We start from the raw sequence: 22,012 nt of genomic DNA, 5'->3' as shown, positions 1-22,012 counted from the left end.
CAAGCCCGCGAAGCAGGCGCCGCGGTCTCAAGGAGTACGGTTACGCCGCGTCTCGATGATGTTCGGCAACTGCGAGATGCGCCCCAACAACCGCCCCAGCGCGTCCAGGCCTGGAATTTCGATGGTCAGCGACATCAGCGCGGTGTTGTCTTCCTTGTTCGAGCGGGTGTTCACCGCCAGCACGTTGATCTTCTCGTTCAGTAGCACCTGCGACACATCGCGCAGCAACCCCGGGCGGTCGTAGGCACGGATGACGATGTCGACCGGGTAGGTCTGCACCGGTATCGGCCCCCAGCTCACCTGGATCATGCGCTCCGGTTCCTTGCCTGCCAGTTGCAGCACCGAGGCGCAATCCTGGCGGTGAATGCTCACGCCACGGCCTTGCGTGATGTAACCGACGATGGCATCGCCCGGCAGTGGCTGGCAGCAGCCGGCCATCTGCGTCAGCAGGTTGCCAACCCCCTGGATCTGGATGTCGCCACGCTTGCCGGATCGCGGCCCGGCAGGCTTGCGCGGCACCAGTTCGATCTGCTCGATGCGCTCGGGCTCCAGCAACTGCTGGGCAGCGTTGACCAGGTGCGCCAGGCGCAGGTCGCCAGCACCGAGCGAAGCGAACATGTCTTCGGCGGTCTTGACGTTGGTTTTCTCCGCCAGGCGCTCGAAGTCCACCTGCGGCAGGCCCAGGCGGCTGAGCTCCCGTTCGAGCAAGGTCTTGCCGGCGGCCACGTTCTGGTCGCGCGCCTGCAGCTTGAACCAGTGCACGATCTTGGCCCGGGCCCGCGACGTGGTGACATAGCCCAGGTTGGAGTTCAACCAGTCACGGCTCGGGTTGCCGTGCTTGCTGGTGATGATCTCGACCTGCTCGCCCGTCTGCAGGCTGTAGTTCAGCGGCACGATCCGGCCGTTGATCTTGGCGCCGCGGCAGTTGTGGCCGATTTCGGTGTGCACGCGGTAGGCGAAGTCCAGCGGTGTCGCACCCTTGGGCAGGTCGATGGCATGCCCGTCCGGGGTGAACACATAAACCCGGTCCGGCTCGATGTCGACCCGCAGTTGCTCGGCCAGGCCACCGATGTCGCCCAGCTCTTCGTGCCATTCCAGCACCTGGCGCAGCCAGGAGATCTTTTCTTCGTAGTGGTTGGAGCTTGGCTTGACGTCGGTACCTTTGTAGCGCCAGTGGGCGCACACGCCAAGCTCGGCTTCCTCGTGCATGCCGTGGGTACGGATCTGCACTTCCAGCACCTTGCCCTCAGGCCCGATTACCGCCGTGTGCAACGAGCGATAGCCGTTCTCCTTGGGGTTGGCGATGTAGTCGTCGAACTCTTTGGGGATGTGCCGCCACAAGGTGTGGACGATGCCCAGTGCGGTATAGCAGTCGCGAATTTCCGGCACCAGCACACGCACTGCGCGCACATCGTAGATCTGGCTGAATTCCAGGCCTTTGCGCTTCATCTTGCGCCAGATCGAATAGATGTGTTTTGCCCGGCCGCTGATGTCGGCTTTCACCCCGGTGGCCAGCAGTTCGTTCTGCAACTGGTTCATCACGTCGCTGATGAACCGCTCGCGGTCCAGCCGGCGCTCGTGCAGCAACTTGGCGATCTGTTTGTACTGCTCGGGCTCCAGGTAGCGGAAGGACAAGTCCTCCAGCTCCCACTTGATATGGCCGATACCCAGGCGGTGCGCCAACGGCGCATAGATGTCGAACACCTCACGCGCGACGCGCAGGCGTTTCTCATCGTCGGCCGCCTTGACCGCACGGATGGCGCAGGTCCGCTCGGCCAGCTTGATCAGCGCCACGCGTACGTCGTCGACCATGGCCACAAGCATCTTGCGCAGGTTTTCGACCTGCGCCTGCGAGCCCAGTACCAGCGACTGCCGCGGGCTGAGGCTGGCGCTGATGGCGGCCATGCGCAGCACGCCGTCGATCAGCTTCGAGACCACCGGCCCAAAGCGCTGGCTGACCTCGGCCAGCGTGACCTTCCCCTCGCGCACCGAACGGTAGATGACCGCGGCCACCAGCGAATCCTGGTCGAGCTTGAGGTCGGCGAGGATTTCGGCAATTTCCAGCCCTGCCTGAAAGCTGGACGTGCCGTCCGCCCAGGAATGCTTGGCGGGGTTGCCCTTTTTTTCGACCTCGTGAGCAAACTCGCAGGCTTCTTTCAGCGCTGCGCGATCCAGTGCCGAATCGACACTTACCACATGATCCAGCCATGCATCGAGATTGATACTGCCGTCCGTGTTGACCGGCTGGTGCACTCTCACCTGTACCATCTTGTTTTACCTTTCCATACAGCGCTGCACTCACGGCGGCGCTGGCGATCACCGTACAGCCACCCTTCCGTGGCGGCCGCACCAAGGGGCCAGTCAGCTAGCCCGCTTCGAATAACGCCATGGCCTCGACATGCGCCGTTTGAGGAAACATGTCGAGAATCCCGGCCCGTGTTAACCGGTACCCCTGGCCGGCCAGCACCTGGGCGTCTCGCGCCAGTGTGGCCGGGTTGCACGATACATAGACCAGCCTGCTGGCCTTGAGGCGGGCGATGCCTTGCACCACCTCGTAAGCACCGTCGCGCGGTGGGTCCAAGAGTACCGCAGAAAAGCCCTCGGCGGCCCATCCGGTGCCGGCCAATGGCTGCGATAAATCGGCCTGAAAAAACCGTGCGTTATGCACATTGTTGTTTCTGGCGTTGGCCGCGGCCCGATCGACCATGGCTTGCACACCTTCCACTGCCACCACTTCACGCGCCTGGCGTGCCAGCGGCAGGGCGAAGTTGCCCAGGCCGCAGAACAGGTCGAGCACCCGCTCATCGGCCTGCGGCGCAAGCCAGGCCAGCGCCTGCTCGATCATCGCCGTATTGACCTGGGCGTTGACCTGCACGAAGTCGCCAGGGCGCCAGGCCAGCTCAAGCTGCCACGGCGCCAGGGCAAAGCCCAATGGCGCCGCAGGTCCGACGGGCGCCGGTTCACCTTCGCCTTGCAGCCATAACTGCGCGTTGGCCTGCTCGCAGAACGCTTGCAACCGGGCCAGGTCCTGCGCCGGCAATGGCGCCACATGGCGCACCAGCAGCGCTTCGGCAGAGCCGCTGAACAGCTCCACATGGCCCAGGGCCTGCGGTTTTTCCAGCGAACGCAGCACGGTCGGCAGGTGGCGCAGAATCGACTGCAAGGGCTGTACCAGCACCGGGCAATCGTCGATGGCGATGATGTCCTGGCTGGCTTCGGCACGGAAGCCGACGTGCAGCTCACGCGCCTTGACGTCCCAGCGCACTGCCACGCGAGCACGGCGCCGGTAGCCGAACGCCGGCCCGCTAAGCGGCGGCGCGCAGGCGTCGGGCTGCACACCTGCCACCCGTTGCAGTTGTTCGGCCAAGGTCCGCTGCTTCAGCGCCAGTTGCGCCTCGTGCGGCAGGTGCTGCAGGGTGCAGCCACCACAGCGGCTGTAGTGCCGACAGGGCGCTTCACGGCGCTCGGGGCTGGCCTGCAGCACACGCTCCAGGCGGGCCTCGACCACCTTGCCGCGTGCATTGAGCACCCGCGCTTCCACGGCCTCACCGGCCAGGGCGCCACTGACGAACCAGGTACGCCCTTCATGGAAGGCAATGCCACGGCCGTCGCCGGCCAGGCGCTCGATGTCCAGGCGCTGCTTCTTGCCCACGGGGACCTGGGGGCTGCGGCTACCGCCGGCCGGCTGGAAGCGCAGGCCGCTGTTGGTTTTTTTCTTGGTCATTTAGCTGGGATCGAACAGGCCGGTGGACAGGTAACGGTCACCGCGGTCGCAAATGATCGCCACCATTACTGCATGCTCCACTTCACGGGACAGGCGCAGCATGGCGGCAACCGCACCACCGGAAGACACGCCGCAGAAAATGCCCTCTTCGCGGGCAAGGCGGCGGGTGGTGTCTTCGGCTTCCTGCTGCGACATGTCGACCACACGGTCTACGCGCGTGGCGTCGAAGATCTTCGGCAGGTACTCCTGCGGCCAACGGCGGATACCCGGGATGGCCGAACCTTCCATCGGTTGCAGGCCGATGATCTGCACCGCCGGGTTTTGCTCCTTGAGGTACTGCGAGCAGCCCATGATGGTGCCGGTGGTCCCCATGGAGCTGACGAAATGGGTGACGCTGCCCTGTGTCTGCTGCCAGATTTCCGGGCCGGTGCTGTTGTAGTGGGCAACCGGATTGTCACCGTTGGCGAACTGGTCCAGCACCAGGCCGCGGCCTTCACGCTGCAGCTTCTCGGCCAGGTCGCGGGCACCTTCCATGCCCTCTTCCTTGGTCACCAGAATCAGCTCGGCGCCGTAGGCGGTCATGGCCGCCTTGCGCTCAGCGGTGGAGTTGTCCGGCATGATCAGGATCATCTTGTAGCCCTTGATCGCCGCTGCCATCGCCAAGGCGATGCCGGTATTGCCGGAGGTGGCTTCGATCAGGGTGTCACCGGGCTTGATCTGGCCACGCAACTCGGCGCGGGTGATCATCGACAGGGCCGGGCGGTCCTTCACCGAGCCGGCGGGATTGTTACCTTCGAGCTTGAGCAGGAGGGTATTGCTGGTTTGGCCAGCAATGCGCTGCAGGCGAACCAGTGGCGTATTGCCGACGCAATCGGCGATGGTTGGGTACTGCAAGGTCATGGTGTATTTCACAATCCGGACGGCAGGGGCGCCTATCATACCGGCAAACCCTTCCCGGCCATATCACGCAATCTGTAGTGGATATAGCTACAGGCTATATGACGGGGGCTGCTGCACCGGCAACCTCATGCACAGGCGTAACCCGCGCTTGCCGTTCTGCGCCCACAGCGTGCCACCCTGGCGCTGGATGGCGCTGCGGGCAATGCTCAGCCCCAGGCCAAAGCCACCCATGCCGGGCCGCGAACCGTCCAGGCGCAAGAACGGCGCGAAAATCCGCTCCAGCTCATCGTCGCCCACGCCACCGCCCTCGTCTTCCAGCCACAGGCACCAGTAGCCACCTTCGCGCTGCCCACCCAAGCGCACGACACCGTCGGCCGGCGAATACCGAATGGCATTGCGCAGCAGGTTCTCCAGCGCCTGGGCCAAGTGGTTGAGGTTACCCTGCACCCAGCAACCGTCTGGTACTTCGCAACGTAACCGCGTGGGCGCCCAGCCACTTTCATAGCAGGCATTCTCGGCCAGCAGGTCCCACAAGGCCTGAACCTCGATCGGCTCCAGGTTCATCGGCGCACGCTCGGCGTCCTGCCAGGCCAGTTGCAGGGTTGCCTCGACCAGTTGCTGCATGCCGTCCAGTTCCCGGCCGAGGCGCTCGCGCAGGCGTTGCAGATCGGTTTCCCCGTCGCAAGCCACGCGCAAACGGCTCAGGGGGGTGTGCATTTCATGGGACAAGTCGCGCAGCAGCTGTTGTTGCAGGGTGACAGTGCCCTGTAGCCGCTCGGCCATCTGGTCGAAGGCGCGGGCCAGTTCCCCCAGCTCGTCGTGCCGGGCGGTGAGGCGCGAATCAAGGCGAGCCGAAAGCTGGTCGGCACGCCAGGCCCGGGCCTGCTCGCGCAGTTGGTTCAACGGCACGATCAGCATGCGGTACAGGCCCACGCACAGCAGCAAGGTGAACAGGCCCGGGATGATGCCGTTGGTGATGATGCGCCACAGCACGCGGTGCTGGTCCGGGTTGAAGCGCTTGGGCAGTTCGATCACCAGCATGCCCTGCTCGGGCGCACCGGGGAACGGGATGCGTAGCCACGGCTGCTCGACGCTGCGCCGGCTCATCGGCCAGTCGACCCCACGCAGGCGGGTCAGCCGCTGCATGATCTGCGGGTTGAGGGCCGCGCTGTCGAGCGGTTTCAGGTTGATATCGAGCACACCCACCCAGCCATGTTCACGCTGGTGCATCGCCGCCACCCACTGGTCCAGCCCGGCCCGACCACCGCTGCGCCAGGCCTGCTCGGCCTCGCTGGCATAGCCGCGCAAGGTCTGGCGCGCCGGCTCCGACAAGAAGGCGTTCTGCAGCTCCATGCGCTGGCCCCAGGTGTAGCTGAGGCCGATCATCAGCAGGCAGAAGCCGACCAGCAGGATGGCCAGTTTCCAGAACAGCGAATGGCGGTCGAGCATGCTATTGCGCCTCACCCACGCCGAACACGTAGCCCTTGCCCCATACGGTGCGGATCTGCAACCCCTGATAACCGATGCCCTTGAGCTTGCGGCGGATCTGGCTGACATGCATGTCCAGGCTGCGGTCGTGCCTCGAATAGCCACGTTGCAACACCTGCTGGTACAGGAACGCCTTGCTCAGCACTTCCTCCTGGTTGCGGTAAAGGGTGTCGAGCAGGCGAAACTCGCTGGGGGTCAGCCCGGCCAGACGGCCATCAAGGCGCACATCGCACAGGCCCTCGTCGAAGTGCAGCGCGCCCGCCTCTGCCGGCGGCTGCGGCGCCTGGTAGCGGCGTTCGAGCGCTACACGGCGCAGGATCGCTTCAATGCGCACTTGCAGCTCAGCCATGCTGAAGGGTTTGGGCAGGTAGTCGTCGGCCCCGCGCTGAAAGCCGCTGATGCGGTCTGCCTCGGCGCCCAGCGCCGACATCAGAATCACCGGCGTGGTACTGCGCTGGCGTAACTGGGCCAGCGCATCCAGACCATTCAACCCAGGCAGCAGAATATCCATGAGCACCACGTCGAAGACCTGGCGGCCTGCCGTTTCCAGGCCCTCCAGGCCACTGCGGCACCAGGTGACGTGGAAGCCACCGCGCTGCAGCTCTTCATGCAGGTAGGCGCCCAGCACCGGGTCATCCTCAATGGCGAGGACACTGGAGTTGTGAATAGCTACAGGACTCATTGGCAACTGCCATGCATTCTCAATTACGCGATTATTGTGTATGTGCGCCCTGCCAGGCAACCGCGATACGACCCGTGCTGCAGGATCGGCGCAAAACACCGACTAAACAGATGCAATGGCGTGCTAGGCAGAGTAACGTCGCGTCTTGGCCGTCACCCACTGACGGTGGCCAGGCACATCACAGGAGGCGAGTGTGCTCGATCGTTTGGGAATCCGCAGCCGGGTCCTGCTGCTGGCACTGTTACCGGCAGGCCTGATGGCGCTGGTGCTGGGCAGTTATTTCACCTGGCTGCAACAAAACGACCTGCGCACCCAGTTACTGCAGCGCGGCAAGATGATCGCCGAACAGCTGGCGCCGCTGGCCGCCCCGGCCATGGCCCGGTTGGCGCCTGCGCAGCTGGAGCGCATCGCCGCGCAAACCCTGGAGCAGAGCGACGTGCGCTCGGTTGCCTTCCTGGCGCCGGACCGCACGCGCCTGGCCCATGCCGGGCCGAGCATGCTCAACCAGCCACCCAGCGGCGGCACCGGCACCCAGTTGCTGCAGCGCAGCGGCAATGACGCCACCCGCTACCTGATGCCCGTGTTCGGCCACCACCGGGACCTGGCCACCGAGGCCGTGCCTGCCGAAGCCGAGCGGCTGCTGGGCTGGGTCGAGATCGAGCTGTCCCACGATGGCACCCTGCTGCGCGGCTACCGCAACCTGTTCACCAGCCTGCTGCTGATCCTCGCCTGCCTGGTGCTCAGCGGCCTGCTGGCATTGCGCATGAGCCGCTCGATCAACGACCCCATCGAACGTATCAAGCACGCGGTCAACCAGCTCAAGGACGGCCACCTCGAAGAGCGCCTGCCGACCATGGGCAGCCATGAGCTGGACGAACTGGCGCGCGGCATCAACCGCATGGCCGAAACCCTGCACAACGCCCATGAAGAACTGCAGCACAGCATCGACCAGGCCACCGAGGACGTGCGCCAGAACCTGGAAACCATCGAAATCCAGAACATCGAGCTGGACATGGCGCGCAAGGAGGCACTGGAGGCCAGCCGCATCAAGTCGGAGTTCCTGGCCAACATGAGCCATGAGATCCGCACCCCGCTCAACGGCATTCTCGGCTTTACCCACCTGCTGCAGAAAAGCGAGATGACCCCGCGCCAGCTGGACTACCTGAGCACCATCGAAAAGTCTGCCGACAACCTGCTGGGCATCATCAACGAAATTCTCGATTTCTCCAAGATCGAGGCCGGCAAGCTGGTGCTGGACAGCATCCCGTTCAACCTGCGCGACCTGATCCAGGACACCCTGACCATTCTGGCCCCGGCCGCCCATGCCAAGCAGCTGGAACTGCTCAGCCTGGTCTACCGCGACACGCCCACGTCGCTGGTCGGTGACCCGCTGCGGCTCAAGCAAATCCTCACCAACCTGGTCAGCAACGCCATCAAGTTCACCCGCGAGGGCACCATTGTCGTGCGCGCCATGCTCGACGATGAGCATGAGGATCATGCCCAACTGCGCATCAGCGTGCAGGATACCGGCATCGGCCTGTCACCGCAGGACGTGCGTACACTGTTCCAGGCTTTCAGCCAGGCCGATAACTCGCTGGCCCGGCAGCCAGGTGGTACCGGCCTGGGCCTGGTGATTTCCAAGCGCCTGATCGAGCAGATGGGTGGCGAAATCGGCGTCGACAGCACCCCGGGCGAGGGCTCGCAGTTCTGGATCAGCCTGAACCTGCCCAAGGCGCACGACGATATCGAGGAACTACCGCTGCAAGCGCTGCTGGGTCGCCGTGCCGCCATCGTCGATAACCATGAACTGGCCCGGCAGGCCCTGGAGCACCAACTGCAAGACTGTGGCCTGAGTGTCAGCCTGTTCGCCACCTACGACCAGTTGCTGCAAGCCGTGCAGGCCGCCAGCCAGGCCGGGCAGCCATTCGAGCTGGCGGTGCTGGGCGCCAACCTGGGCAACCTGTCGCCAGAACAACTGGGCCGCTACCATCAACAGCTCGAACGCTACCATTGCCAGTGCGTGGTGCTGTGCCCGACCACCGAGCAGGCGCTGTACCACCCCTTCCTGCCCAACGGCCATGGCCAGTTGCTGTCCAAGCCTACCTGCACGCGCAAATTGCGCCGGCTGCTGCTGGAGCTGGTCCAGCCCCGCCGCCTGCAGGGCGAGGTGAACAGCCGCAACGGCCCGCGGCGGCCGAAAATACTGTGTGTCGACGACAACCCTGCGAATTTGCTGCTGGTGCAGACGCTGCTCGAGGACCTGGGTGCCGAAGTACTGGCGGTCGACAATGGCTATGCGGCACTGCAGGCCGTGCAGCAGGAACCCTTCGACCTGGTACTGATGGATGTGCAGATGCCCGGCATGGACGGCCGCGCCTGTACCGAACAGATTCGCCGCTGGGAAAACACCCAAAGTGGCAACCCATTGCCGATCGTCGCCCTCACCGCCCATGCCATGGCCAACGAGAAACGCGCATTGCTGCACGGCGGCATGGATGACTACCTGACCAAGCCGATCAGTGAACGGCAACTGGCACAGGTGGTGATGAAATGGACCGGTCTCAGCCTGGGCACGCCGCAGCAGGCGCCGGCTGAACCCACCGGCAACGGCGATGAACTCAAGGTGCTCGACCCGCAAGAAGGTTTACGCCTGGCAGCCGGAAAAGCGGACCTTGCCGCCGATATGCTGAACATGCTGCTGGCCTCGCTGGAGGCCGACCGCGAAGCCATCCGCGCCGCGCGCCTGGCCAATGACCATGAGGGCCTGATCGAACAGGTACACCGCCTGAACGGGGCTTCACGCTATTGCGGCGTGCCGCAGTTGCGCGCGGCGTGCCAGCGCAGTGAAACCTTGCTCAAGCAGGAAAGCCCGCAGGCCCAGCAGGCACTGGATGAACTGGATGCGGCGATCAGCCGCCTGGCAGCCCAGGCGCGGTCGAGCGCTTGAGCTCACTGCCAACAGCTACCCCGGACACGCCCGACAGAGGAACCCTGACCATGCGCGCGCTATTGTTCAGCAGCCAGCATTACGACCAGGAAAGCTTCACCCGAGCCGCCAGCGGTAACCCCCTGGACCTGCATTTCCAGCCTGCCCGCCTGAGCCTCGACACCGCAGCGCTGGCCGACGGCTACGAGGTTGTCTGCGCCTTCATCAATGACGAACTGGACGCCCCGGTACTGCAGCGCCTGGCCGACGGCGGTACGCGCCTGATCGCCCTGCGTTCGGCCGGCTACAACCACGTCGACCTGGCCGCTGCGCAACGCCTGGGCCTGGCCGTCGTGCGCGTACCCGCCTACTCACCGCACGCGGTGGCGGAGCACGCCGTGGCGCTGATCCTGGCGCTCAACCGGCGCCTGCACCGGGCCTACAACCGCACCCGTGAAGGGGACTTTACCCTGCATGGCCTGACCGGCTTCGACCTGCATGGCAAAACGGTCGGGGTCGTGGGTACCGGCCAGATCGGCGCAGCCTTCGCCCGCATCATGGCCGGTTTCGGCTGCCAGTTGCTGGCCTACGACCCCTACCCCAACCCGGAACTGCTGGCCCTCGGCGCGCGCTACCTGCCACTGCCCGAACTGCTACGCGAAGCGCGCATCATCAGCCTGCACTGCCCGTTGACCGAACACACCCGGCACCTGATCAACGCCCGGAGCCTGGCCGAAGTCCAGCATGGCGCCATGCTGATCAACACCGGCCGCGGCGCACTGGTCGACACCCCGGCACTGATCGACGCGCTGAAAAGCGGCCAGCTCGGCTACCTGGGGCTGGATGTCTATGAAGAGGAAGCCCAACTGTTCTTCGAGGACCGCTCCGACCTGCCGCTGCAAGACGATGTGCTGGCACGCCTGCTGACCTTTCCCAATGTCATCATCACCGCACATCAGGCGTTCCTGACCCGCGAGGCGCTGGCTGCGATCGCCACTACCACGCTGGACAACATCAACTGCTGGGCGGCAGGCAATCCACAGAATCTGGTCATGGGTTAATGCTAGGATACGCGGCATTTCTGGAGGACCCATGGTCGAGCACGATTTCCGCTATACCCTTTTCAACCCGCAACACACCCTGATCGAGTGCCGCGCCCTGGTGCCAGGCCGCTATCAGGTCACTGGCAACGGCGGTTCGATGCACAAAGGCGATACCCTGCTGGTGACCCTCAAAGGCAGCAAGGACCTGGCCATGCGCCTGACCGTGGAGAGCGTGCGCCACCTGATCAACCCGCGCGGCCAGTGGGTTGCCGTGGCCAGTGGCCCGGTGTTCAACGCGCTGGAAATCCTCAACTGGAAGGTTGAGTGCGACAACTGTGACGCCGCCCTGGACTTCGAGTTCGCCGTAGACGCCAAGCTGGGCAAGCAAGCCCGCCAGCCTGCTGCCAGCGCACGTATCGCCGAGCTGGGCTGGGCCAGCCGTGGCGACAAGCATGTGTGCCCGCGTTGCCAGGAGAGCGCCGAGTGAAGAATCTGCTGACCGGCGCGCTGATTGCCACCGGCCTGCTCGGCTGCGCTGCGCAACCTTCGAAGTTGCAGCAGGAGCGCAGCTATGTGCTGGAGTGGATTGGTGAGCGCCCGTTGATCGACTACAGCCACCTGACCCTGACCTTGGCCAGTGATGGCCGTGCCTATGGCAATGCCGGGTGCAACCACTGGTTTGCGCCCTACACGCTGGACGGCGAGCACCTGAGCTTCGGCAAGGTCGGCAAGACCCGCAAGCTGTGTGCGCCGGCGCTGATGGAGCAGGAAAAACGCTTCCTGCAGGCGCTGGAAACGGTGCAGCGCTGGGATGTGTCGCCCATCGAGCAACTGCGCTTCTGGCCGGCCGAGGGCAAGCCGCTGCGCTTCTGGCCTGAAGAAGGCTGAGCGCAGCTGCAAGCTTCAAGCTTCAAGCTTCAAGCTTCAAGCTTCAAGCTTCAAGAAAAAGCAGATCCTAGCACCGGCCTGCTTTTCTTGTAGCTTGTAGCTTGTAGCTTGTAGCTTGTAGCTTGTAGCTTGTAGCTTGTAGCTTGTCACCCCTGCTTCAGGGCCTTGATCCTGGCCTGCAGCCCTTCGAGGGTCTGTTCGCCCAGCAACTGCTCACGCACCTTGCCCTTGTCATCGATGATGTAGGTTACCGGCAACGCCTCGCTGCGCGGCAGGTCATAGCGCTCGGCCGGGTCCTGGGCCAGTACGGTGAACCCGATGCCCAGGGTTTCGGCGGCCTGCTTCAGGTCCTGGCCCTGCAAACCATCGAAATTCACCCCCACCACCTTGATACCCTCGGCCGCCCACTGCTTGGCCGCGGTATTGAGTTCCGGGATTTCAGTGCGGCACGGGCCGCACCATTCCGCCCAGTAATTGAGCACCAGCCAGTGCCCGTCGATCTGTTCGGCCTTAACCGTATTGCCGTGCTGGTCTACGCCATAATCGGCACCGCAACCACCGAGCATCAGGCTCGCGGTGATGGCCAGTACTGCTGCCAGACGCCTTGCCATGGGTCAATCCTTCTCGAGTTTTAAAGCAAACTGGTCAGTCGCTGCGGTTAGAATAGCCGCCACAACCAGCTGGATGCGACCCCACATGACTGACCTCACGCTCTATCATAACCCGCGCTGCTCAAAATCCCGCGGCGCGCTGGAACTGCTCGAAGCCCGTGGCCTAACCCCGGTCATCGTGCGCTACCTCGAGACCCCGCCAGACGCCGCCACGCTCAAGACCTTGCTCGGCAAGCTGGGCCTGGCCCCACGGCAGCTGCTGCGCACGGGTGAGGATGAATACAAGGCATTGAACCTGGCCGACCCTGCACTGACCGACGCACAGCTGATCGAGGCCATGGTCCAGCACCCCAAGCTGATCGAGCGGCCGATCCTGGATGCCGGTGACAAGGCGGTGATCGGTCGCCCACCAGAGAAAGTGCTGGAGATCCTGCCGTGAGCCAACCCTACATCCTGGTGCTTTACTACAGCCGCCATGGTGCCACCAGCGAAATGGCCAGGCACATCGCCCGCGGCATCGAGCTGGCCGGCATGGAAGCGCGCCTGCGCACGGTGCCGGCGATTTCCACCGAATGCGAAGCCGTGGCCCCGGACATTCCGGCCAGCGGCGCGCTGTACGCCACCCTCGACGACCTGCGCCACTGCGCCGGCCTGGTGCTGGGTAGCCCGACCCGCTTCGGCAACATGGCGGCGCCGCTCAAGTACTTCCTCGATGGCACCAGCAGTTTGTGGCTGGGCGGTGAACTGGTAGGCAAGCCCGCCGGTGTGTTCACGTCTACCGCCAGCCTGCACGGTGGCCAGGAAACCACGCTGCTGTCGATGATGCTGCCGCTGATGCACCACGGCATGCTGGTAATGGGCCTGCCCTACAGCGAATCGGCACTGCTGGAAACCCGCGGTGGTGGCACCCCTTATGGCGCCAGCCACCATGCCGGGGCAGACGGCAAGCGTGAACTCGACCCGCACGAGATCGCCCTGTGCCGCGCCCTTGGCCAACGCCTGGCGAGCACCGCCAAGGCCCTGGAGGCCGCGCGTGGCTAGGAAGCCCAAGGTGTTGCCGCCGCTGGCTTGGCTGGCACCGCGCTTGCGCCTGACGCGGGCGCTTAGCCTGGCATTTTTCTTTGGGCTGATTGCCCTGCTGGTGGTGAACAACCTGTGGTTCGCCAACCTGCATGGGGCTCGGGTCGAGGTGATCCTGGCGATCGAACTGGTGCCGCTGCTATTGCTGCTGCCGGGCATACTGCTGGGCAGCGCCCGGGCGCATGCCTGGACCTGCTTCGTGGTGAATATCTACTTCATCAAGGGCGTGCTGGCAGCCTTCGACCCGGCGCGGGCGGTGTTTGGCTGGGTTGAAGTGCTGGTCAGCCTGGGGCTGTTCATTGCCGGGCTGCTGTATGTGCGCTGGAAGTTCCAGCATGAGCGGCGCATGGCCGGCGAAGGCAGTTGAGTCAAGGGGCTGCCTTGCAGCCCAATCGCCGGCAAGCCAGCACAGGTCTGCACATGGCTTGAGGCTGATGCGGTCGAGGTGGGAGATTCTATGGTTCCTGGCAAGGGTAGCCGCTGCATCTTCAGTGCCTGTGAGATTGAGCGCCGCCCGCGCGGCGCATCGCGAGCTGCGCTCGCTCCTACGTTTGTTTCGGGCCAGTAACCCCTGTGCCAGATGCGCGCGGCCGCCTTGTTCGTACGACGCGATTTTGAGGCATGCGCCAAGGCGTTCGCGCGCAAATCCCACAGGAATAATTGGCCCGAAACAAACGTAGGAGCGAGCGCAGCTCGCGATGCGCCGCGCGGGCGGCGCTCGCTCTAACAGGCGCTGCATACCTTGTGGCAAACACCTGTCAGCCCTGATGCGATCCCCGTGGGAGCTGGCTTGCCGGCGATTGGGCCGCACAGCGGCCCCGGCATGCTCAATGGTTGACGGTATGCGCCAGCATCACCGACAACTGGCACAGCGGCCGCCCGCTTTCGGCGTGCCACTGGTTGAACACCTGCTGCACCAGCGCCAGGTCGCGCTGGCTGGTCGGCTGCTTGTCGATCACTTTTTGGGCAATCAGCGCCGCCGCCATATCCTCGGTCGGGACAAAGGTGTCCTTGCCAACCATGCGCAAGAACCGTGGCGCCGACAAACCGCCGAGCTGGTTGCCATGCTTGGCCAGGTACTTCCACAGCCCGACAATGTCGGTCACCGGCCAGTCGGCAACGAACGCGCCAAAACTGCCATGCACCTTGGCGATGTCCAGCACCATCTGTGCATTGCGTGGCACGCTCTTGAGTTTGCCCAGGTGGCGGATGATGCGCTGATCCTGCATCAGCCGCTCCAGGTGTTCGGCGCCCATCAACACCACTTTTTCCGGGTCGAAGCCGAAAAACACCTGCTCGAAGGCTGGCCACTTGGCATCCACCAGGCTGTGCTTGAGGCCAGCGCGAAATACACGCAGGGCCAAGGTCGACAAGTAGCGGTCGTCGCTGATCTGGCGCAGTTGCGCCGGCGTGCGCGGCTGCGGCAGGAAGGCTTCCAGCGCCTGGGCAGAGCCGAAGCGGTTCAGGCAGTACTCATGCAGCCACTGATAATCGCGCATAGGCCTAGATGTTCACCACGTCCAGGAAGCGCGGCGCCGCGTTTTCGTCGATCTTCAGGCTGGTGAAGTCGAACAGGTTGCGGTCGGCCAGCTGCGACGGCGCCACGTTCTGCAATGCACGGAAAATGCTCTCGGTACGGCCCGGGTGCTTGCGCTCCCACTCCACCAGCATGTCCTTGACCACCTGGCGCTGCAGGTTTTCCTGCGAGCCGCACAGGTTGCACGGGATGATCGGGAAGGCCTTCATGTCCGAGTAGGCCTGGATATCCTTCTCGCTGCAGTAGGCCAACGGGCGGATCACCACGTTGCGGCCATCGTCGGCACGCAGCTTCGGCGGCATGCCCTTGAGCGCGCCGTTGAAGAACATGTTGAGGAAGAAGGTTTCGACGATGTCGTCGCGGTGGTGCCCCAGCGCCATCTTGGTCGCACCGATTTCGTCGGCGAAGGTGTACAGCGTGCCACGGCGCAGGCGCGAGCACAGCGAACAGGTGGTCTTGCCCTCGGGCACCAGCTCCTTGACCACCGAGTAGGTGTCCTTCTCGACGATGTGGTACTCGACCCCCAGCGCCTTCAGGTACGCCGGCAGCACGTGCTCGGGGAACCCTGGTTGCTTCTGGTCCATGTTCACCGCAACGATCTCGAAGGTGATCGGCGCCACCTTCTGCAGGTGCAACAGAACATCGAGCATGGTGTAGCTGTCCTTGCCGCCGGACAGGCAGACCATGACCTTGTCGCCATCCTCGATCATGTTGTAGTCGGTGATGGCTTCGCCGGCGAGACGACGCAGGCGTTTTTGCAGTTTGTTCTGGTTGACCGAGAGGGTGCCCATAGCGCTTGAATCCGCGAGGTGTGACAAAAGGCGGCTATTTTACGCACAAACGCGCCCGCGCTGTAGGCATTCCGACAAAGACTTCAATGTAATCACCAGGGCGGGCGACAGCGCAATTTGCTCTAAAAAGCGCGATTTGTGCGGGTAACCGCTTCCTATACTGCCACATAAGGCCACATTACCGCTTGCTTCGGTGTTCGGCCTCGGGCCGCTTGCGCTCCATTTGGGGGCGTTTGGCAACATTGAGAGGAGTGACGGCATGATTCATCACGTTGTGGGGCTGTTTACCCATCCCGACCAGGAATGGCGGGAAATCCGTGGCGAAGAAGAATCCATCAGCCACATGTACCTGACGCACACCCTGATCCTTGCGGCGATTCCCGCAGTGTCCGCGTTCATCGGCACCACCCAGGTCGGCTGGGTGATCGGCGACCGGCCGGCCGTGATGCTGACCATGGAGAGTGCCCTGTGGATGAGCATCATGTCCTACCTGGCGATGCTGGCCGGGGTAGCGGTAATGGGCGCGTTCATCCACTGGATGGCCCGCACCTACGATGCCAACCCATCCATGGCCCAGTGCATAGCGTTCGCCACCTATACGGCCACCCCATTGTTCATCGGCGGCCTGGCGGCGCTGTACCCGCACTTGTGGCTGGGCATGCTGATCGGCACTGCGGCGGTCTGTTACACGGTGTACCTGCTGTACGTCGGCTTGCCGACCTTCATGAACATACCCGCTGACGAAGGCTTCCTGTTCTCCAGCTCGGTGCTGGCGGTGGGCCTGGTAGTGCTGGTGGCGATCATGGCCGCCACGGTGATCATCTGGGGACTGGGCGTGGGGCCGGTCTACACCAACTAGAACAGACTCGACCAACACCGGGGCATCAACCAGGGGCCGCCGCAAGGCGGCCCTTGGCTGAGCGCTGACCGGTGGCTCGGCACATGGCCCGAGGTTGCGGCATAATGATCGGGTCAGGAGAACCACCCCGCCATGCCCGAGCTGCTCAAGCAACGCGTCGAAACCTGTTACCAGCAAGCCGAAACCTTCTTCAAACGCCAGTTCCCGCGCCCGGAAATCAGCTTCAAGCTGCGCGGGCAAAAAGCCGGCGTCGCCCACCTGCACGAGAACCTGCTGCGTTTCAACCTGCAGTTGTACCGTGACAATCAGGAGGACTTTCTGCGCCAGACGGTCGCGCACGAAGTGGCGCACCTGGTGGCCCACCAATTGTTCGGTGACCGCATCCAGGCCCATGGCGAGGAATGGCAACTGATCATGCGCGGCGTGTACGAACTGCCGCCAAACCGCTGCCACAACTACGAGGTGCAACGGCGCGTGGTGACCCGTTACATCTACCGCTGCCCTTGCCCGCAGAGTGACTTCCCGTTTACCGCCCAGCGGCACAAGCTGGTACGCCAGGGCCGCCGTTACCTGTGCAAGCGTTGTCGGGAGATTCTGGTGTACAGCGGCGAGACCCGGGTTGAATAGGCCGGAACAGCCAATGGATAAATGCCTGTCAGTTAAGTAATTTGGGGCCGCTTTGCGACCCTTCGCGGGCACGCCCGCTCCTACAGGGAATCGCGCTTTTCTTGCGTTCAGCGCCAAACCTGTGGGAGCGGGCGTGCCCGCGAAGGGCTGCAAAGCAGCCCCAGTAACGCTTAACTGACAGGCATTAACCCGAGGGTCGCCTTCTTCGTACCTACCTGCGCCTTATTTCTCGACGAAGGCACGCTCGATCAGGTAGTCGCCCGGCTCGCGCATGCGCGGGGAGATCTTCAGGCCGAAGCTGTCCAGCACTTCGCTGGTCTCGTCGAGCATGCTCGGGCTACCGCAGATCATCGCACGGTCGTCCTGCGGGTTGATCGGCGGCAGGCCGATGTCGCTGAACAGCTTGCCGCTGCGCATCAGGTCGGTCAGGCGGCCCTGGTTCTCGAACGGCTCGCGAGTCACGGTCGGGTAGTAGATCAGTTTTTCGCGCACCGCCTCACCGAAGAACTCGTTCTGTGGCAGGTGCTCGGTGATGAATTCGCGGTAGGCCACTTCGTTCACGTAACGCACGCCGTGCACCAGGATCACTTTTTCGAAGCGCTCGTAGGTTTCCGGGTCCTGGATGACGCTCATGAACGGCGCCAGGCCAGTGCCGGTGCTCAGCAGGTACAGGTGCTTGCCTGGGTTCAGGTCGTCCAGTACCAGCGTGCCGGTAGGCTTCTTGCTGATGATGATCTCATCGCCTTCCTTCAGGTGCTGCAACTGCGAAGTCAGCGGGCCGTCCGGCACCTTGATGCTGAAGAACTCCAGGTGCTCTTCCCAGTTCGGCGAGGCGATGGAGTAGGCACGCATGAGCGGGCGGCCGCTTTCCTGCTGCAGGCCGATCATCACGAACTGACCGTTCTCGAAGCGCAGCCCCGGGTCGCGGGTGCACTTGAAGCTGAACAGGGTGTCGTTCCAGTGGTGCACACTGAGGACACGTTCGTGGTTCATGTTGCTCATCGATGGGGCTCCTGAAGAAAAACGCAGCGCGTGCAGCACGCACAGTTGCGCGATAGTTTAGGGGCAGCGACAATATCTGTTAACTGGATTATCAAGATATGTGTTATCGGTTATATCGATATGCGATTTACACTTCGTCAACTGCAAGTCTTCGTCGCGGTAGCCCAGCACCAGAGTGTCTCTCGCGCCGCTAGCCTGCTGGCCTTGTCGCAATCGGCCGCCAGCACCTCCATCACCGAACTGGAGCGGCAATCGAGCTGCCAACTGTTCGACCGCGCCGGCAAACGCCTGGCCCTCAACGCCCTCGGCCACCAGTTGTTGCCGCAGGCGGTCGCGCTGCTCGACCAGGCCAAGGAAATCGAAGACCTGCTCAATGGCAAGTCCGGTTTCGGCTCACTGGCGGTCGGCGCCACGCTCACCATTGGCAACTACCTGGCCACCCTGTTGATCGGCAGCTACATGCAGACCCACCCTGAGAGCCAGGTGAAGCTGCATGTCCAGAACACCGTGCATATCGTGCAGCAGGTTGCTCATTACGAAATTGATCTGGGTCTGATCGAAGGTGACTGCAACCACCCCGACCTGGAGGTCCAGCCTTGGGTGGAGGACGAACTGGTGGTGTTCTGCGCGCCCCAGCACCCGCTGGCCAAGCTGGGCCGTGCCGATATCGAAAGCCTGTCGCAGGAAGCGTGGATCCTGCGCGAACAAGGCTCGGGGACGCGCCTGACCTTCGACCAGGCCATGCGCCACCACCGCGCCAACCTCAACATCCGCCTGGAACTGGAGCACACCGAGGCGATCAAGCGTGCAGTGGAATCGGGGTTGGGTATCGGCTGCATTTCACGCCTGGCCCTGCGGGACGCCTTTCGCCGTGGCAGCCTGGTACCGGTGGAAACCCCGGAGCTGGACCTGATGCGCCAGTTCTACTTCATCTGGCACAAGCAGAAGTACCAGACCTCGGCCATGCGCGAATTTCTGGAGCTCTGCCGCAACTTCACCGCGGGCTTCACCCGCAGCGACGAAATCGTGTTGCCCCCGATCGCTTAAAGCAGGATCACCCCCCACACCAGCGCCACCATGCTCAGCGCCACCAGCTGTGCGGCGCTGCCCATGTCCTTGGCGTTTTTCGACAGCGGGTGGCGCTCCAGCGAAATGCGATCGATAGCAGCCTCGATCGCAGAGTTGAACAGCTCGACAATCAACCCCAGCAGGCACACGGCGATCATGATCGCCCGCTCTGCACGGCTGACCGGCAGCCAGAACGCCACCGGGATCAGCAGCACGTTAAGCAGCACCAGTTGGCGGAATGCCGCCTCGCCCTTGAAGGCCGCGCGCAGGCCGTCCAGCGAATAGCCAGCGGCGTTGAAGATACGTTTGAGGCCGGTCTGGCCTTTGAATGGCGATGTCATGTGAGTCATTTCACAACAGAAGGCCGGCAGGCTAGACCGGCTCAGGTCAAAAAAGCGTGAAGCCGCACGCGTCAGTGGCTGGCAACTGATTCAAGTTGTTGCAACAGCAGCGCAGCCTGGGTGCGGGTGCGCACCCCCAGTTTACGGAAAATCGCCGTGACGTGGGCCTTGATGGTGGCTTCCGAGACATTCAGCTCGTAGGCAATCTGCTTGTTCAGCAGGCCTTCGCAGACCATGGTCAGTACCCGGAACTGCTGCGGGGTGAGGCTGGCCAGGCCTTCACTGGCGGCCTTGGCCTCGGCCGAAACATCGACCTTCTCGAACGCCTGCGGCGGCCACCAGACTTCGCCGTCGAGCACTTTGCGCACCGCATCCTGGATCACTTCCAGCGGGCTGGACTTGGGAATGAAGCCACTGGCGCCAAATTCGCGGGATTTGACCACCACGGCGGCCTCCTCCTGCGCCGAAACCATCACCACGGGAATTTGCGGGTATTGCCCGCGCAGCAGCACCAGCCCGGAAAAACCGTAGGCACCCGGCATGTTCAGGTCGAGGAGCACGAGGTCCCAGTCGGCTTTTTCGCTCAACCGCACCTCCAGCTCGGCAATGCTCGCGACCTCGACCAGGCGAACGTCCGGGCCAAGGCCGAGGGTAACGGCCTGGCGCAGGGCGCCGCGAAACAGCGGGTGGTCATCGGCAATCAGGATTTCGTAAGTGGCCATCGATCTAAGGATCCTGTTCTGTCCCGGGCACTGGGGTAGGCAAGTGCCCGACGGGGAATCGGCGCCAAGCATGCCGAGCACGGTCAAGGGTGGTCAAGCCAACCGCCTTGCCGCCTCGCCCACCCTGGCCGCCAGCCCCGTCATTATGAACCAAAGCCGGGTGGGTGCCCCTTGGACTATAGGAAGGTATGCAAACGCTGATGGGTCTCGTCCTGCTCGTCCAGCGGCAGGCGCCGCTTGCCACTGAGGTAATGCAGGCTGAATACATCCAGGTAGGCATCCAGCGCCTGCGACGCCAGGCTATCGCCGGCCAGCTCCAGGCACATGGCTGCAACTTCTGCGGTGCAGAAGTGATCATCGCGCTTGGAGCGGCGCAGGCGGTAGCGTGACATCTGTTCGGCCTGCAGGCTCAACACCGGGAACCGGTCCAGGTAGGGGCTTTTGCGGAACATCTTGCGCGCCTCGGTCCAGGTGGCATCCAGCAGGATGAACAGCGGGCGCTTGCCCGGCTCACGCACCACCTCGCTGACCACCCGCTGCGGGGCGACGAACTCACCTGGGAAAACGATGTAAGGCTGCCAGTGCGGGTCGTCGAGCAGGGCCAGCAGGCGCTCGTCAACCGAGGTGCGCAGCCAGCCGAACGCCGAGGTATCTTCGATCAGGTCGGCAATCAGCCAGCCGGTATTGGTGGGTTTCAGTGGCTCGGTGTCGTGCATCAGCAGGCACATGCCGGCGTCGGCCTGCACGCGGGGCTTCCAGGCGCACAGGCAATGGCTGGCAATGACCCGGCAATCCGGGCAACGCTCGGCCCGCGACCCTCGGGCAATAAAAGGCTTGTTGCTGCGGGCCAGGCGCTCGGCACGCAGGCGCGCTACCGCATGGCTCATGCCGGCAGGCCTGTGGAAAGATGGGAAATGGGCACAAGGATGGCTCTGGGAAAACAAGGGCACCAGTTTACCAGAATCCTTATAATCGGGCTTTCCCGTACCCTTGGGCTACCGCCAGCCCAGGGTTGACGGAACGCCGTCGACCCGCGCATGTCAAAGCGCCAGTCATCGAACCAGGAGATACCCATGCTGCGCCTTATCGCCCCCGCCCTGAGCCTGATGCTTGCCCTGCCCCTGGCAGCCCAGGCGGCTTCCAAACAGGACTACGACCTGAACAAGATGCTGGAAAAGGTCGCCAAAGAGAGCAGCGTCGGCACCCCACGTGCCATCAATGAAGACATCCTCGACCAGGGTTACACCGTGGAAGGCAAGGCGCTGGTCAACCACCTCAGCGTGCGCCAGAGCCACGCCGAACGCATGCAGGCCAACCCTGCACAGGTGCGCAGCCAATTGGGCGACAGCGTGTGCCGCAACAACGGTTTCCGCAACCTGATGTCCAAGGGCGCGGTGATGGTTTACCGGTTCACCGTCTACAAAACCAACCAGCCGATCATGGACCAGGCCTTCGACAATGCCAGCTGCGTTGCCGGCAACAAGAAGAAGTAAACGCCGCGCCCAGGCTACACCTGGTTTTCCTCCCGTGCGCGCCAGTGCCCCTCGGCAGCTTCGGCGCGCATCTCGGCCAATAGCGCCTGCACGTAGCGCGACTGGCATTCCAGGCCTGCGAGCCGGCGCTGGCACTCGGCCTCCAGGCTCAGGTGATGTACCTGGGCGGCACGTTCCAGTTGCTGGTAGAGCTGCAGGTCCACTTCGATGACCAAGCGATGCATACCGCC

General features: G+C 63.6%; 24 protein-coding genes. 11 read left to right on the top strand and 13 right to left on the bottom strand.

Annotated elements, in window-relative coordinates; genetic code table 11:
- Positions 1-27: 27 nt before the first annotated feature.
- The 5 genes from relA to FPB55_RS05800 all read right to left on the bottom strand — a co-directional run bounded on the left by relA (position 28) and on the right by FPB55_RS05800 (position 6,794).
- Positions 28-2,268 (bottom strand): GTP diphosphokinase, encoded by a 2,241-nt coding sequence (relA, locus tag FPB55_RS05820; RefSeq protein ID WP_009684292.1) that lies wholly within the window; start codon positions 2,266-2,268, stop codon positions 28-30.
- Positions 2,269-2,365: 97 nt separating this feature from the next.
- Positions 2,366-3,724, bottom strand: coding sequence for a 23S rRNA (uracil(1939)-C(5))-methyltransferase RlmD (gene rlmD, locus FPB55_RS05815; RefSeq protein WP_144187703.1), 1,359 nt, complete (start codon positions 3,722-3,724; stop codon positions 2,366-2,368).
- Entirely contained in the window at positions 3,725-4,624 is a 900-nt protein-coding gene (cysM, locus tag FPB55_RS05810; RefSeq protein WP_033690658.1) for a cysteine synthase CysM, read from the bottom strand.
- A gap of 87 nt (positions 4,625-4,711) precedes the next feature.
- A complete protein-coding gene (locus FPB55_RS05805) occupies positions 4,712-6,073 on the bottom strand; it encodes a sensor histidine kinase (protein WP_054890449.1) in 1,362 nt (453 codons plus the stop codon).
- 1 nt (position 6,074) lies between these two features.
- Positions 6,075-6,794 (bottom strand): response regulator transcription factor, encoded by a 720-nt coding sequence (locus FPB55_RS05800; protein ID WP_054890450.1) that lies wholly within the window; start codon positions 6,792-6,794, stop codon positions 6,075-6,077.
- A 193-nt stretch (positions 6,795-6,987) separates the two neighbouring features.
- Between FPB55_RS05800 and FPB55_RS05795 the strand changes: the two genes are divergently transcribed.
- Genes FPB55_RS05795 through FPB55_RS05780 form a run of 4 tightly spaced genes read left to right on the top strand, consistent with a single transcriptional unit; the run spans position 6,988 to position 11,651 of the window.
- Positions 6,988-9,741 (top strand): response regulator, encoded by a 2,754-nt coding sequence (locus FPB55_RS05795; protein WP_054890451.1) that lies wholly within the window; start codon positions 6,988-6,990, stop codon positions 9,739-9,741.
- A gap of 50 nt (positions 9,742-9,791) precedes the next feature.
- A complete protein-coding gene (locus tag FPB55_RS05790) occupies positions 9,792-10,781 on the top strand; it encodes a 2-hydroxyacid dehydrogenase (protein WP_009684286.1) in 990 nt (329 codons plus the stop codon).
- Positions 10,782-10,812: 31 nt separating this feature from the next.
- The gene (locus tag FPB55_RS05785) at positions 10,813-11,250 is read left to right on the top strand and encodes a hypothetical protein (protein WP_115293504.1); all 438 of its coding nucleotides are present in this window, start codon (positions 10,813-10,815) and stop codon (positions 11,248-11,250) included.
- Positions 11,247-11,651 (top strand): META domain-containing protein, encoded by a 405-nt coding sequence (locus tag FPB55_RS05780; protein WP_054890454.1) that lies wholly within the window; start codon positions 11,247-11,249, stop codon positions 11,649-11,651. The genes FPB55_RS05785 and FPB55_RS05780 overlap by 4 nt, the downstream gene beginning before the upstream one ends.
- Before the next feature lie 146 nt (positions 11,652-11,797).
- Here the strand turns inward: FPB55_RS05780 and FPB55_RS05775 are convergent, their stop codons facing one another.
- On the bottom strand, positions 11,798-12,262 hold the full coding sequence (locus FPB55_RS05775; RefSeq protein ID WP_009684283.1) for a TlpA disulfide reductase family protein: 465 nt from the start codon (positions 12,260-12,262) through the stop codon (positions 11,798-11,800).
- Positions 12,263-12,347: 85 nt separating this feature from the next.
- On the opposite strand from FPB55_RS05775, the gene arsC reads away from it, so the two are divergent.
- The 3 genes from arsC to FPB55_RS05760 are packed head-to-tail and all read left to right on the top strand — an operon-like array spanning position 12,348 to position 13,709.
- On the top strand, positions 12,348-12,701 hold the full coding sequence (gene arsC / locus FPB55_RS05770; RefSeq protein WP_054890455.1) for an arsenate reductase (glutaredoxin): 354 nt from the start codon (positions 12,348-12,350) through the stop codon (positions 12,699-12,701).
- Positions 12,698-13,303: an NAD(P)H:quinone oxidoreductase gene (gene wrbA / locus FPB55_RS05765; protein WP_029887453.1), complete on the top strand. Its 606-nt coding sequence runs from the start codon at positions 12,698-12,700 to the stop codon at positions 13,301-13,303. The genes arsC and wrbA overlap by 4 nt, the downstream gene beginning before the upstream one ends.
- Complete coding sequence (locus FPB55_RS05760) at positions 13,296-13,709, top strand: DUF2069 domain-containing protein (RefSeq protein WP_144187701.1); 414 nt, start codon at positions 13,296-13,298, stop codon at positions 13,707-13,709. Before wrbA ends, FPB55_RS05760 begins: the two co-directional genes overlap by 8 nt.
- Positions 13,710-14,169: 460 nt before the next feature.
- Here FPB55_RS05760 and FPB55_RS05755 read toward each other — a convergent pair whose 3' ends face one another.
- Together FPB55_RS05755 and ttcA are read right to left on the bottom strand one after the other, a co-directional pair.
- A complete protein-coding gene (locus FPB55_RS05755; protein ID WP_009686033.1) occupies positions 14,170-14,841 on the bottom strand; it encodes a DNA-3-methyladenine glycosylase I in 672 nt (223 codons plus the stop codon).
- Positions 14,842-14,845: 4 nt separating this feature from the next.
- Positions 14,846-15,670 (bottom strand): tRNA 2-thiocytidine(32) synthetase TtcA, encoded by an 825-nt coding sequence (gene ttcA / locus FPB55_RS05750; protein ID WP_009686034.1) that lies wholly within the window; start codon positions 15,668-15,670, stop codon positions 14,846-14,848.
- Between the two features lie 259 nt (positions 15,671-15,929).
- Here ttcA and FPB55_RS05745 point away from each other — a divergent pair, with 259 nt between their 5' ends.
- A complete protein-coding gene (locus FPB55_RS05745; RefSeq protein ID WP_009686035.1) occupies positions 15,930-16,529 on the top strand; it encodes a Yip1 family protein in 600 nt (199 codons plus the stop codon).
- 132 nt (positions 16,530-16,661) lie between these two features.
- Positions 16,662-17,156 (top strand): SprT family zinc-dependent metalloprotease, encoded by a 495-nt coding sequence (locus tag FPB55_RS05740; RefSeq protein ID WP_009686036.1) that lies wholly within the window; start codon positions 16,662-16,664, stop codon positions 17,154-17,156.
- A 222-nt stretch (positions 17,157-17,378) separates the two neighbouring features.
- Here FPB55_RS05740 and fpr read toward each other — a convergent pair whose 3' ends face one another.
- On the bottom strand, positions 17,379-18,158 hold the full coding sequence (gene fpr / locus FPB55_RS05735; RefSeq protein WP_054890398.1) for a ferredoxin-NADP reductase: 780 nt from the start codon (positions 18,156-18,158) through the stop codon (positions 17,379-17,381).
- 120 nt (positions 18,159-18,278) lie between these two features.
- On the opposite strand from fpr, the gene finR reads away from it, so the two are divergent.
- Entirely contained in the window at positions 18,279-19,205 is a 927-nt protein-coding gene (finR, locus tag FPB55_RS05730) for a LysR family transcriptional regulator FinR (RefSeq protein ID WP_009686039.1), read from the top strand.
- On the opposite strand, the gene FPB55_RS05725 is transcribed toward finR, so the two are convergent.
- From FPB55_RS05725 to FPB55_RS05715, 3 genes are all read right to left on the bottom strand, one after another.
- A complete protein-coding gene (locus FPB55_RS05725) occupies positions 19,202-19,567 on the bottom strand; it encodes a diacylglycerol kinase (RefSeq protein ID WP_009686040.1) in 366 nt (121 codons plus the stop codon). The genes finR and FPB55_RS05725 overlap by 4 nt on opposite strands.
- A 71-nt stretch (positions 19,568-19,638) precedes the next feature.
- Positions 19,639-20,289: a response regulator transcription factor ErdR gene (gene erdR / locus FPB55_RS05720; RefSeq protein WP_009686041.1), complete on the bottom strand. Its 651-nt coding sequence runs from the start codon at positions 20,287-20,289 to the stop codon at positions 19,639-19,641.
- A gap of 176 nt (positions 20,290-20,465) precedes the next feature.
- Positions 20,466-21,176 carry a tRNA-uridine aminocarboxypropyltransferase gene (locus FPB55_RS05715; protein WP_009686042.1) on the bottom strand — a complete coding sequence of 237 codons (711 nt, stop codon included), beginning with the start codon at positions 21,174-21,176 and terminating at the stop codon, positions 20,466-20,468.
- Between the two features lie 186 nt (positions 21,177-21,362).
- Here FPB55_RS05715 and FPB55_RS05705 point away from each other — a divergent pair, with 186 nt between their 5' ends.
- Positions 21,363-21,782, top strand: coding sequence for a quorum-sensing-regulated virulence factor family protein (locus FPB55_RS05705; protein WP_009686043.1), 420 nt, complete (start codon positions 21,363-21,365; stop codon positions 21,780-21,782).
- A 14-nt stretch (positions 21,783-21,796) separates the two neighbouring features.
- On the opposite strand, the gene FPB55_RS05700 is transcribed toward FPB55_RS05705, so the two are convergent.
- A complete protein-coding gene (locus FPB55_RS05700) occupies positions 21,797-22,006 on the bottom strand; it encodes a hypothetical protein (RefSeq protein ID WP_009686044.1) in 210 nt (69 codons plus the stop codon).
- Positions 22,007-22,012 lie beyond the last annotated feature (6 nt).

Origin of the sequence: Pseudomonas sp. BJP69 (assembly GCF_007633355.1) — a bacterium.
Taxonomy (GTDB): domain Bacteria; phylum Pseudomonadota; class Gammaproteobacteria; order Pseudomonadales; family Pseudomonadaceae; genus Aquipseudomonas; species Aquipseudomonas juntendi.
The sequence above is the reverse complement of the archived record's forward strand: the minus strand, read 5'-3'. Positions and strand labels throughout refer to the sequence as shown.